Annotated in this window: 14 protein-coding genes and 1 pseudogene; 8 read left to right on the top strand and 7 right to left on the bottom strand. The window is 64.9% G+C overall.

Going from position 1 to position 12295, the window contains the following annotated elements; translation table 11 throughout:
• From VEY12_03340 to VEY12_03310, 7 genes are all read right to left on the bottom strand, one after another.
• A partial coding sequence (locus tag VEY12_03340) for a 4Fe-4S dicluster-binding protein (GenBank protein HYM39168.1) occupies positions 1-460 on the bottom strand: 460 nt, incomplete at its 3' end.
• Positions 460-1440 (bottom strand): (Fe-S)-binding protein, encoded by a 981-nt coding sequence (locus tag VEY12_03335; GenBank protein ID HYM39167.1) that lies wholly within the window; start codon positions 1438-1440, stop codon positions 460-462. The genes VEY12_03340 and VEY12_03335, both read right to left, overlap by 1 nt.
• Complete coding sequence (locus VEY12_03330) at positions 1437-2747, bottom strand: 4Fe-4S dicluster domain-containing protein (protein HYM39166.1); 1311 nt, start codon at positions 2745-2747, stop codon at positions 1437-1439. The genes VEY12_03335 and VEY12_03330 overlap by 4 nt, the downstream gene beginning before the upstream one ends.
• Before the next feature lie 8 nt (positions 2748-2755).
• Entirely contained in the window at positions 2756-3532 is a 777-nt protein-coding gene (locus VEY12_03325) for a cytochrome b N-terminal domain-containing protein (GenBank protein HYM39165.1), read from the bottom strand.
• A 9-nt stretch (positions 3533-3541) separates the two neighbouring features.
• Entirely contained in the window at positions 3542-4333 is a 792-nt protein-coding gene (locus tag VEY12_03320; protein HYM39164.1) for a hypothetical protein, read from the bottom strand.
• An 8-nt stretch (positions 4334-4341) separates the two neighbouring features.
• Complete coding sequence (locus tag VEY12_03315) at positions 4342-4635, bottom strand: hypothetical protein (protein ID HYM39163.1); 294 nt, start codon at positions 4633-4635, stop codon at positions 4342-4344.
• Entirely contained in the window at positions 4632-5306 is a 675-nt protein-coding gene (locus VEY12_03310; protein HYM39162.1) for a hypothetical protein, read from the bottom strand. Before VEY12_03310 ends, VEY12_03315 begins: the two co-directional genes overlap by 4 nt.
• A gap of 351 nt (positions 5307-5657) precedes the next feature.
• Between VEY12_03310 and VEY12_03305 the strand changes: the two genes are divergently transcribed.
• The 8 genes and pseudogenes from VEY12_03305 (at position 5658) to VEY12_03270 (ending at position 12168) form a co-directional block, all read left to right on the top strand.
• Positions 5658-5984, top strand: coding sequence for a hypothetical protein (locus VEY12_03305; protein ID HYM39161.1), 327 nt, complete (start codon positions 5658-5660; stop codon positions 5982-5984).
• 46 nt (positions 5985-6030) lie between these two features.
• A complete protein-coding gene (locus VEY12_03300; GenBank protein ID HYM39160.1) occupies positions 6031-8010 on the top strand; it encodes a V-type ATP synthase subunit I in 1980 nt (659 codons plus the stop codon).
• A gap of 3 nt (positions 8011-8013) precedes the next feature.
• A complete protein-coding gene (locus VEY12_03295) occupies positions 8014-8244 on the top strand; it encodes a hypothetical protein (protein HYM39159.1) in 231 nt (76 codons plus the stop codon).
• Positions 8245-8263: 19 nt separating this feature from the next.
• Entirely contained in the window at positions 8264-8836 is a 573-nt protein-coding gene (locus VEY12_03290; GenBank protein HYM39158.1) for a V-type ATP synthase subunit E family protein, read from the top strand.
• Positions 8809-9930 (top strand): ATP synthase A1 subunit C, encoded by a 1122-nt coding sequence (gene ahaC, locus VEY12_03285; protein ID HYM39157.1) that lies wholly within the window; start codon positions 8809-8811, stop codon positions 9928-9930. The genes VEY12_03290 and ahaC overlap by 28 nt, the downstream gene beginning before the upstream one ends.
• Before the next feature lie 2 nt (positions 9931-9932).
• A complete protein-coding gene (locus VEY12_03280) occupies positions 9933-10229 on the top strand; it encodes a V-type ATP synthase subunit F (protein HYM39156.1) in 297 nt (98 codons plus the stop codon).
• A gap of 9 nt (positions 10230-10238) precedes the next feature.
• Positions 10239-12002, top strand: a complete 1764-nt coding sequence (locus tag VEY12_03275) for a V-type ATP synthase subunit A (GenBank protein ID HYM39155.1) — start codon at positions 10239-10241, stop codon at positions 12000-12002.
• 1 nt (position 12003) lies between these two features.
• A pseudogene (locus VEY12_03270) lies at positions 12004-12168 on the top strand (V-type ATP synthase subunit B).
• The last annotated feature ends 127 nt before the right edge of the window (positions 12169-12295 follow it).

The following is a 12295-nucleotide window of genomic DNA, read 5'->3' as shown; positions in this document are numbered from 1 at the left end:
CGACCTTGCCCTCGCGCGACTCGAACCCGAACTTCGTGATCATGTTGATCGCGTCGACGGGGCAGACGATCGCGCACTTCTCGCAGCCCACGCAATTGTCCACGATGATCGTCGCCTTGCGCGACGTGTACGTGTAGTCGGGGAGGGAGAACTTGCGGTCGACCGCAGAGATCGCCTCGAACGCGCAGTTGTCGAAGCAGTGCATGCAACCCATGCAGACCTCGTCGTCCACGATCGCGGTCGTGCCGCGGCCCCGGATGTACTCCTGGGTGCGCGCCTTGACGCCCTTGTCCTTGTAGCGCTCCCTCGCCAGCTCCCAGTTCATCTGCCGGACCTTGCGGTAGTATGCGACGAGGGGATCCGCGGGCGCAGGCGGAGGGACCGGAGCCAAGGGAGGCGGCGTAGCGGGTCGGGGCGGCGCCGCAGGCGCCGGGGCCGCGGGCGCGGCCGGGGATGCCATCACCAGCCTCCTTTCCGTCCCGGGAGCGGGGGCTCCTTGCGCCTCGCGTCGAGATTGCTCCCGCTCGGGTAGTCGCCGGGCAACCGCTCCGCGAGGAACTGGGTGATGTCCATGACCCGGTAGTCCTGGCGCTCCTCGCCGGGCTTCCACTTGTTCTCGTGGTGCAGGCAGCCGAAGTGGGTCAGGCACTTGGGACACGCGGTCAGGAGGTAGTCCGCATCCACTTCGTCCGCCTCGTCCATGCGCTTGCGGGTCAGACCCTTCGTCTTGTCGTTGCAGTACATCATCTGGGCGACCCCGCAGCACTGGGCGTCCGCGCGGAACGTCTTCAGCTCGACGAGCTCCGCGTTGTCCACGCGCTTGATCAGCTCCCGAGGCTCCTCGTACACGGGACCCACGGGCATCTGGCGGCACGAGCGGCAGGGGTCCTGGTAGGCGACGCGGATCTTCTTGGCGGCCTCGCCCTGGGGCGGGACGCGGAGGCCGCGTTCGTAGAGAATCTGGGTGATGTGGACGACCCGGATTCCCTCCTCGGGCAGCCGGTAGTCCAGCTTCAGGGTCCGGTAGCCTTCCGCGCACGAGGTCACGAGGGTCTTCACCCCGAGCATCTTGATGATCTTCGTGTTGTAGTCGCGCATCCGCTCGAAGACGTCGACCTTGCCCTGCCAGAGCTGGTCGTGCCCGCAGCACTTCATGAAGGACCGGTCCAGGATCATGGGCTCGATGCCCACGGCACGCAGGAGCTTGATCGAGGAGTCGAAGATGATCCCGTGGTTCGTGTCTCCGTAGTTCACGTGGGAGAACTGCATCTCCATGTCGTAGTAGTCCACGCATCCGGGATAGTACGCGAACTCGGACTTGTGCTCGACCTTGATCTCGGGGACGGTCGTGTCCTCGGCCTCGCTGTCCAGGACGCGGAACAGGATCGGGTGGGGAATCGTCCGCCCGGGCCCGACCTCCGTCTCCTCCGAGGTCATCATTTCGCGTCGCCTCCGTCCGCGGCGACCCGGGTATGCGCCTTGGCCCGCTCCTCCAAGATGTAGTCGCTGTACTTGATGTCCAAGGGACACACCGCGCTGCACGCATCACACGCGAGACAGGTCCATAAAGGTACGCCGTCGTGCTGCTTCTTGAACGTGTTGTAGACCAGGTTGAGCCCGCCCAGCGCGTCGTCCTCGACCTTGGTCACGGGGCACACGGTGTGGCACTTGCCGCACTGGTAGCACTCGTTGAGCAGGTATTCGTAGGAGCTGTAGGGCCGACGCAATCCGAACCAGGCGGTGACCAGCGCAAATCCCGGGAGCAGGATCAGCGTGTTGAAGTTCGGGTCGAGCACGGTCGCGACCCACATGTACCCCAGGAAGTTCGTATAGTACATCGCGACGAGGTAGCCCACGAACGCCAGGAGGAAGAGGGCGCCCACCCAGTGGACGACGCGGCGGGCGCTCGACTCAGGGAGCAGGAGGACCGCGAGCGCGGTCGCGCCCGTGGCGACGCACAGGATCAGAAGGCCGATCGCGAGCTGGATCCAGTACGGCTGGACGGCGGCCCCGAGCCAGCCCGGCATGAACAGGATCAGAAGGGACTGCGCCCCGACGATGAGGAATGGCAGGACCACGGCGGGGACGAGCCAGCGCCGCATGGGCCGGAACCCCAGGCGTCGAAGGGCGATGTACGTGGCGAAGAAGCTGAGAACGGGCGGGATGATGAACATCCACTTGAGGGAGTCGTCCGGGAACAGGGTGGCTCCGTTCGGGCTCTGCCACCGCTGCGCGATCACTTCCCGGATCGCGTACAGGGAGGCGCAGAACGTCCAGACCAGGAGGAAGGAGATGCCCAGCGCGGACATGAACGGCGTCTTGGCCGGCCGCGCCTCGCGCCCCCGGTCCAGGAACGGGAGGACGATCAGGAAGATCACGGGGAGCCCGCTCAGGATGTCGCCCCAGAACGCGGCGTTGAACTGGGTCTCCAGCGGCGTGCCCGCGCCGAGGATGAAGCTCGGGAAGACGTCCCCGATCTTCAGGAGGCCCCAGGAGAACAGGAGGTACCAGTCGGGGACGATCAGCTCGGACAGGTTCTCCGCCCGCGGCGGGCCTAGGGTGGGCACGATCGCGGCGGTCAGGAAGAAGAGGATCGCGATGAGGAGGAAGGAGACGACCACGTCCCGCGTGATCTCCTGGGGGAAGAAGGGGATCCCGGGCTGATGGTCGGAGCGGTCGGGTCCGTACTGGCGGGTGAAGCCCGGTCGGCCCTCCATCACCTTCTCCTTGACCTTCTCGATCTCCATGGCTCACCTCAGTGCGGCTCCGCGACGCCCTGGATCCAGACGAGCGCCATGTGGACCACCATGAGGCCCACGCCGACGAACGGCAGAATGAAGACGTGGATCCAGTACCAACGCAGGATGTAGTATCCCGACAGCGTGCTCGTGCTCCCCCATAACAGGGTGGCGAGTTGGTCGCCGATGAGGGGCGACGCCCGCGTCATCTCGATCCCGATGTTCGCGGCGCCCTCGCTGAGGTCGTTCGCGGGCAGCAGGTAGCCCGAGTACCCGAAGAGGATCGTGAGCAGGAGCAGGATCACGCCGATGATCCAGTTCAGCTCCCGCGGCTTCTTGTAGGCGCCCGTGAAGTACACACGGCACATGTGGAGGAAGACCGCGGCGATCATCACGTGCGCGGACCAGTGGTGGAGCCCGCGGACGATGTAGCCGAAGGGCACCTGGGTCATGATCCGCTGCATCGAGTCGTACGCGGCGTTCGTGAGCGTGCCGTTCGCGGCGTACACGTACGCGCCGTTGGGGACGTAGAAGAACCCCAGGATGATCCCGGTGAGCGTGAGGATGATGAAGGCGACGAAGGAGATGCCGCCCAGGCAGTAGAGCGGGTACCAGTACCAGATCGTCTTGAGCTCGTACTTCTCCGCGTGGCTCCGCGGCAGCTGCCGCTGGTCGGTCTCGAGCGCCTTGCGCGTGAGGTCCGCCCAAGGCACGCTCGGGAAGCGCGTCTTGAGCCATCCGAAGACCGTGCGCCCGCCGTCCTCCCGCAGCGATCCCGACGCTCCGGATGCCATGCGTTCACCTCAGCAGTACACGTACCAGTTCGGGTTCGGCATCCCTCCGACGAGGGCGCCGCCCGAGCTCTTCACGGGGATAACGACGAGGGCCCGCGGCGCGGGACCGTGGACGCGCGTCGCGCCGATGTAGTTCACGTTGCTGTGCGGGTTGAAGTTGACCGTGAGGAGGAGCGGGTCGTACTGGGACCCGTGGCAGATGCAGTAGATCGGGTCCTGGTGATACACCTCGTACGTGGGCGGGTTCGCCCCGTACGTCGCGTAGGCTCGGTCCGGCGGCGGGTTCGTCACCACGTGCCAGCCCGGGTAGCAACAGAGGTGGACACAGCGATCGTAGAAGACGACCATCTGGGTCTTCGACGCGTCGTCCTTGTAGTAGTACTCGAACCCCGCAGGAGGCGGCGCGATGCCGCTCGCGGTGAGGGTCGCCTGACTCGGGAACGTGAACTCCGGCGCCCCGTAGGGAACACGGATCACGATGCAGGGGAACCCCGTGCCCGGCAACAGCTGGTTGTTCTGGTAGAGGCCGCGCCAGACCGCCGTCGCGCCCTGCCACTCCTGGAAATCCGAGACCTTGACCGGCGTGCCGTCCCTGCTGTTCCACCACTGGGGCGTGGGGAACTTGGTGTAGTAGAGCCCCTCGCGGACCTCCCCGCTGAGCTGGATGGGCGGTGGGAGCAGCTGGCCGCTCAAGAGGCCGCCAAGCCCGCCGAGGGCGCCGAACGTCCCGAGGGTCATGCTGAGCTTGACCCATTCCCGCCGCGTCCACCGGCGCTCCTTGTCCTCCTCCTCCCAGCTCATGGACCACCTCACCGGAACGTCCGGGGCGGCACGATCTTCGGCCGCCGGATCTTATGGATGAGCTCGTCGGGCATGAACTCTCGGCGATAGATGTCCACCGCCACCGTGGCGCACACGAAGACCATGCCGAGGAAGAGCGCGGTGTACACGTTCACGTCGTTCGGGTAGACGCCACTCGCCGCCTGCAGCGCCAGGAAGATCGCGAGGGCGCTGAACCAGAGGCCGCCGATCACGAGGCCACCGATCGCGATCGCGGCCATGGCGCTCCGCCGGGGCGCGTCACTCCGAATCAGCGTGGTCACGGAAGGCCCTTCCTCACGTGCTCTCGGTTATCTCGGAAACGTGGAGTTGAGCCCTTGATCAGGAAGTAGCTTATGCCGATCCAGGCGAGCATCGCGGCGATCCCGATCAGCCCAATCCAGTAGGCCCTCAGGAAAACCCCGTTCTGCTCGGGACCCGCGGTGGGCTGGACGCCCGCGAGCATGATCACGCCCTTCATACCCAGGGTCACGTGGGGGATGCAGTACCACTGGATGGTCCCGTTGTCCGTGCCCGACGGTGGAGTCCCGGGGGTGAAGCTCACGTTGGTGACGGTGCGGTTGCTGAAGGTGACGTTCGTGAGGGAGTTGATCCGGAACTGAAGCGAGACGTTCGTCTGCGGGTTCACGTAGCCGGAACTGATGAGGTGGTTCCCCTTGCCGTCGTCGATCGTGAACGTATGCTGGACTCCGGAACCCGCGGACTGGTTGTTGTAGAACGTGATGTTGAGGAGGATCGGCACTTGGGGAATCAGGATCACCGAAGGCGAGAACACGAACTTGGTTCCCGACGACTCGCCCATGACCTGGATCGATAGCTCGGGAACCACGGGTCCCGCGGCCGGCTTCGGGGGCGCCGAGGCAGCGGACGCTGGGAGCGTGGAGAAGGAGACCGCCAGCATCACTACCGCTACGGCGAGTACAAAGGTCCTCATCCCACGACCCTCAGGTCCCGGTTTGCCTCTGGAGCGCCACCCGGGCGATTTGCGACAAAGAAGGATTGGACTTAAACCTTGTGCTGAGCGGCCGATGCGCTCTCCCCTGGCGCGCGAAGGGCTTCCGGATTTCGGCATTCCTCAACGACCATTCGGCGAGGCGGTTGCCATCGTGAGCGTACCCTCAACCTCCGCATCCCGCGCGTGGGAGCGGGAAGTTCCATAAATCCCGGTCAATAAAAATGGCTCCGCGGGACCGATCCCGGGCGCCTCGGCCACCGCCGCACGACGCTCGTCTGCACACCTACCAAACGCTTATAAAGAGCCCGGGTTTACGGCGGCTCGGTCTCCATGCAGAAGGAGGAAACTCTCCATAGAATCAAGGAGGCGGAAGAGGAGATTCGCCGCGAAAAGGCGGCCGCCCTGGAAGAGAAAGAGAGGATCCTCCGCGAGGCCCGCCGGAAGGGCTTTGAGCTGCGGGAAACGTATCGCAAGGACGCGGAGCGGAAGCAAGAAGAGGTCCTGAGGCAGGGGGAGGCCGCCGCGGCCACCGAACGAGAGCGGACCCTCGCCGCGGGCCGCAAGGACGCCGATGCACTCCGGAGGCAGGCCGAGGCGAGCATCGAGCGTGCGGTCGATCGTCTGATTGAGAAGTTCCAGGGTGCGGTAAATGCTTAGACCCGCCCCCATGGCCCGGGCTTTGATTGTGGGGCCACGCGAGGCCTTGGAGCCGGTCGTGTCCACGCTCTACGATCTCAAGCTGCTCCACATCGTCGACCACGTGGCCGGGCAGGAGGACCTGGAGATCGGGAAGCCGCTACCGCAAGCCACGGCCGCATCCGAAATCCTCGTCAAGCTCCGTTCCATCGCGAACGTGCTCCAGATTGAGGAGCCGAAGGGCACGTCGCCTCTCGAACCCGTCGAAGGGGACATCCGGCAGAAGATCCTCGCGCTGGAATTGAATATCTCCGAGGAGGATGCCACGCGGAAGAAGGTCCAGGCGCTCCTCCAGGACCTGGCCCGCAAGGTCGAGGAGACCACCCCGTTCGCGCAGCTGCCGCTGAGCTTCGAGGACTACCGCGGCTACGAGAATCTGGAGGTCCTCGCCGGGAAGGTGCCCCGGGAAATCCCGGGCCTGGACCAGGCGGTTCCGAACTCCGAGTTCGAAAGCTTCGCGGTGCCGGGATTCCTGGTCGTCTTCGTGGCGAAGAGCGGTGCCTCCGCCATGCGGGACTTCCTGGGCCAACAGGGATTCACGAACGTTCCCATCCCCGAGGGCCGGGGACATCCCCGAGACGCTTTGGCGGAAAGCCTCGCCGAGAAGGAGAAATGGGAGAAGCGCCTGGGCGAAATCGACGAGCGACTGAGCACGCTCCGTGAACGCTACGCGACCTTCCTAGCGAGCGCGAAGATTCATCTCGAAATCGAGGTGGAGAAGGCGGAGGCGCCCCTGCGCTTCGCCGTCACGGAGCACACGTTCATCGTGGAGGGCTGGGTACCTGAGGAGACTTTCCCGGCGATGAAGGCGCAGCTCGAGAGGCTCCCGGAGCTCTTCGTTTCCCAACTCGAGTCAGAGGGGAAACACAAGGGTTCGGACCCCGAGGGGGCGGACCCCGAACCGCCCGTCCTTCTGAAGAACCCCAAGCCGGTGAAGCCGTTCGAGATGCTCGTTAACATGTTTGGCACCCCGAGCTACCACGAAATCGATCCGACCCTGGTGTTCTCCCTCGCGTTCCCTGTGATGTTTGGCATCATGGTCGGCGACGCCGGGTACGGGCTTCTTTGGATGGTCTACGGTATCTGGCTGCTGCGTCGGTGGAAGGATCGCCCGTGGGATTTCTGGAAAAACCTGCTCGTCGCCTTCATCTGGGGCGGGATGTGGGCGACCATCTTCGGGGCCCTCTTCTTTGGCGAGGCCTTCGGCATCCTATTCCATGCGCCGCCGGGTGCCACCTTGCCGGCCGAGATGTTCAACTGGTCTGACAACATTCTTCATTTCAACATCCCGCTGCACCCCATTCTAGACAAGCTCAGCCAAGTGCCGGACTTCTTGATCATGTCGGTTTCTGTGGCCTTCCTCCACCTGGGCGTCGGCTTCATTATCGGGATTTTCGACGACATCCGGCACAGCGTGAAGCACGCGGTGGGGAAGGCAGCCTGGTTCCTCATTCTCTTCGGACTTTATGTCGCAATCATCGTCCGTGCATCCCGGTGGCCAGGCACGTGGGGCTATCTGATTTGGCACGGCCCGCTTGGCTGGTTCCCACGGGACGGCATCGTGATGGGGACGATGGGCTTCACGACAGCCAACCCGATCCCGACCTTGGCCCTTGGAATGCTCGCCGTGGGCTTCGTCCTCATGGTGGCTACCGAAGGCGGCCTCCACGCTATGGAAATCTTTGGGCTCCTCGCGAACGTGATTTCATACGCGCGTCTCGCGGGCATCGGCGTTGCTGAAGAAGCGGTCATTGTCTCGTTGAATGTGATCATCCTAGGCGGGCTTGTGATCGGTGGGTCCGTTCCTGCAATCATCGCAGGCATCGCGCTGATGGCGGCTTGCAACCTCATGATGTTCCTCCTGAGCACGATCTCTGGGACGATCCAATCCGTTCGTCTCAACTACGTCGAATTCTTCCTCAAGTTTTACAAGGGCACTGGAACGCTGTTCCGGCCCTTTGGCGAGCGAACGAAATCGGAGGTGTAAGCAATGGCAGTTGGAGATGTCGGAACGGCAGGAGTTGCCATCGCTGCGGCCCTCACCGTGCTCGGCACGGGATTGGCCACAGCGTGGGCTGAAAAGGTGATCGGCGCGGCGTCCGTGGGCGCCATCGCGGAGAAGCCCGAGCTGTTCGGCCGGGTCCTCCCGTTGGTCGTTATCCCCGAGACGATCGTCGTCTTCGGGCTGGTCATCGCCATCCTGCTGCTTGGGAAGATCTGATCCACGAGAAGGGTTTCCGGTGAGTCTGGAATCCTTCGTCCAGGTCATCCTGGACAAGGGGAAGTCCGAGGCGGAGGAGATCCTCGCGCAGGCGCGGGCGGAGGCTGAGCGGATGCTCTCCGAGGTCCGCGTGGAGGGCGAGAAGGCCGCACAGGACGCCGGGGAGCGGGCGCGCCAGGCCGCCGAACGCAAGCGTGTCCAAGATCTGGCGCGCGCCGAGCTCGAGACCCGAAAGATCGTACTCGCGGCCCAGAAGGACGCCCTGGACGAGGTGTACCAACGAGCCTTGGCCCGCCTGGGAGCGCTCAAGGAGAACCCGAGGATGCTCCAAGCGCTTCTCAAGGCGAACGAGTCCGAGTGGAGGGCGGGCGGCCGGGTCTACTCGAACGCGCGGGACGCGGCGTTCGTGAAGGGGCTCGTCGGCAAGGCCTACGCGGGCAGCGTGGAGTGCGAGGGCGGACTTGTCATCGAGAACGCGGACGGGACGCGGCGGGTGGACCTGCGATACGAGTCGATCCTTCGCGACGTCTGGAACGACTCCGTGCGCGAGGTTGCGGAGATTCTATGGCCCTCGAGAGCATCCAAGGCGTGACGGAGGACCTGCGGGCCCGCGTGCTCAAGCGGTACCGCTGGATCCGTGACCGGATTCCCCTGGAATCGGGGAACTACCCGTACGTGACCGCGCGGGTCAAGGCGAAGCGCGCCTCCCTTCTGCCCAAGGAGACGTACGACCGGCTCCTCCTGATGGGGATCCCTGAGATCGCGAGGTTCCTGGGCGAGCGGGAGTACAAGGCGGAGATGCTCGCCCTCGGCGCGAAGTACTCCGGCGTCGACCTGATCGAGAACGCGGTCTCGCGCAACCTCGCGGAGACGTACAACAAGATCTACGACTTCTCGGAAGGCGGGCTTCGCGCGATGATCGGCCGCTATCTGGACCGGTACGACCTGGAGAACATCAAGACGATCGTCCGTGCGAAGACGTACGGCGCCGCGGCGGAGGACGTCGCGGAGGACCTCGTCCCCGCAGGGAGTTTCAGCGAGGAGTTCCTCACCCAGCTCGTCGACGCGCCGAGCCTGGACGCGGTCTTCCGGGAGCTCGAGGACACGATCTACGCGAACGCACTCTCCATCCTAGGTAAGAAGCCCGGTGACGTGTCGAACTGGTCGGACTGGGAGGACCTCATCTCCCGGCTGTACTACGCGGAGCTCCTCGCCTCCATCCCAACCGCGACGGACGCGAACCGGCTCATGCGCCAGTTCGTGGAGCGGGAGATTGACATCCTGAACCTGAAGACGCTCCTCCGAGCCTGGTCGGCGAAGGCGAAGTTCCAGCGCGAGATCTTCCTCGACGGAGGCTTCGAGATGACCGTCGACGAGCTCCACGAGCTCGTCACCCTGGACAAGCCGAACCTGATCCAGGGGCTCCAGGCCTACTCGTTCTACGAGGACATCGCTGCGGCGCTGGAGAAGGTCGAGGAGACCGGCATCGGCGTGCTCATCCGCCGCGTGGAGAAGGTGCACCTGCTGGGTGCCGCGCGGTACGCGCACCTCCACCCGTTGTCGATCCTGCCCATCCTGGACTTCATCGTCCTGAAGGACCGGGAGGCCACGAACATCCGGCTCATCGCCCGCGGCAAGGAGAGCGGGCTTCCTGTCGAAACGATCCGAGAACTCCTGGTGGTCTGAACATGGAAATCGCCGCGGTCGGCCGGGACGACTTCGTCCAGGGGTTCAAGCTCGTCGGCGTGCGGAAGGCGATTCCTGCGACCCGGGAGGACTTGGAGAAGAAGATCGGGGCGGTCCTCGACGACGCGGACGTCGGCATCTTGGTCCTTGACACGGCCGACATGAAATCCCTGAGCAACACGATGCGGCGGCGGCTCGAGACCGTCGCCCGGCCCGTCGTGATCGGCGTGGGGGCGAAGGAGGACGAGGACCTGCGGACCAAGGTGAAGCGGGCCATTGGCGTTGATCTGTTCAAGTGAGGTGTCAGCATGGCGTTGGGTGCAACGGTGGAGCACGCGAAGGGGACGGGGGAGATCCTGAGGGTCGCCGGTCCGGTTGTGACGGCGACCGGGCTGCGCCCCCGGATGTACGACGTCATGTACGTCGGCACGGAGAAGCTCATGGGCGAGGTCATCCAGCTCCGCGGCGAGAAGACGGTCATCCAGGTGTACGAGGAGACCGCAGGCGTCCGCCCCGGCGAGCCGGTCGTGGACTCGGGCAAACCGCTCACCGTCGAGCTCGGGCCCGGGCTGTTGGGCAACATCTACGACGGCGTGCAGCGGCCGCTGCCCGTCCTTCAGAAGGTCATGGGCGACTTCGTCCTCCGGGGCGTGCGGGCTCCGGGCCTGAGCCGCGAGAAGCTCTGGGATTTCAAACCCGCGGTCAAGGAGGGCGACGCGGTCCGGGGCGGTCAAGTGCTCGGGACGGTCCAGGAGGCCAAGAACGTCGAGCACCGCGTCATGGTCCCTCCGGACCTGTCGGGCAAGGTCGCCCGCATCCGGAGCGGCAGAATGAAGGTCGACGAGACGGTCGTCGAACTGAGCGCGGGCCAGAAGCTCATGATGATGCAGGAGTGGCCCGTGCGGCGCGCGCGGCCCACCAAGGACCGACTCATGCCGTCCGTCCCGCTGATCACGGGGCAACGGGTCATGGACTTCCTGTTCCCCCTTGCGAAGGGCGGGACCGCGGCGATTCCCGGAGGGTTCGGGACAGGAAAGACGGTGAGCGAGCAGCAACTGTCCAAATGGTGCGACGCTCAGGTCGTCATCTACATCGGCTGCGGCGAGCGCGGGAACGAGATGACGGAAGTCCTGACCACGTTCCCGAAGCTCGAAGACCCATACACGGGGTCCCCCCTCATGGACCGCATGGCCCTCATCGCGAACACGAGCAACATGCCCGTCGCGGCCCGGGAGGCGTCCGTGTACACGGGCATGACGCTTGCCGAGTACTATCGCGACATGGGCTACAACGTGGCTCTCATGGCCGATTCGACGTCGAGATGGGCGGAGGCCATGCGGGAGATCTCGAGCCGCCTCGAGGAGATGCCCGGCGAGGAAGGCTTCCCGGCGTACCTCTCCGCGCGGCTGAGCGAGTTCTACGAGCGAGCCGGTCGCGTGACCACCTTGAACGACCGCGAAGGGAGCGTCAGCGTCGTCGGGGCCGTGTCGCCGAGCGGCGGCGATTTCTCCGAGCCCGTGACCCAGGGCACGCTCCGCATCGTCAAGGTGTTCTGGGCACTCGACACGGCGCTCCGCGCACGCCGGCACTTCCCCGCGATCAACTGGCTCACGTCGTACAGCCTGTACGGGAACCAGCTCGAGGAGTATTTCCGGACGAAGGTCAACGAGGATTGGCCCAAGCTCCGCGCGTGGGCCCAGCGCACGCTCCAGGAGGAATCGGAGCTCGAAGAGATCGTCCGCCTCGTGGGGGCGGACGCGCTGCCCCCGGACCAGCAGCTGACCCTCGAGGTCGCGCGCATGGTGCGGGAGATCTTCCTCCAGCAGAACGCCTACCACCCGATCGACACGTTCTGCCCGCCCGAGCGGCAGTTCAAGCTCATCTCCGCGATCAAGAAGTTCTCGGACCTCGGCCGGAAGGCGGTGTCCCTCGACGTCCCCGTGAAGGACGTCGCCTCCGTGAAGTCGCGGGAGCTCCTCACCCGCGTGAAGTACGAAGAGAAGTTCGACGCGGAGCTCGACAAGGCCCTCACGATGATGGACGAGGACTTCAAGGCCCTGGAGGGGCGGTAGGATGGCCAAGGAATACCGCACGATCACGGAGATCGCGGGCCCGCTCATCTTCGTGGAGAAGACGGACCCCGTGGGCTACAACGAGCTCGTCGAGGTCCAGCTCACGGACGGGACGAGGAAGCGGGGGCAGGTCCTCGACTCCTCGAAGGACGTCGCCTCCGTGAAGTCGCGGGAGATCCTCACCCGCGTGAAGTACGAAGAGAAGTTCGACGCGGAGCTCGACAAGGCCCTCACGATGATGGACGAGGACTTCAAGGCCCTGGAGGGGCGGTAGGATGGCCAAGGAATACCGC

This window comes from Thermoplasmata archaeon, assembly GCA_035632695.1.
In the GTDB taxonomy this organism is placed as follows: domain Archaea; phylum Thermoplasmatota; class Thermoplasmata; order RBG-16-68-12; family RBG-16-68-12; genus RBG-16-68-12.
This window is presented reverse-complemented; position numbering and strand designations above follow the sequence as displayed.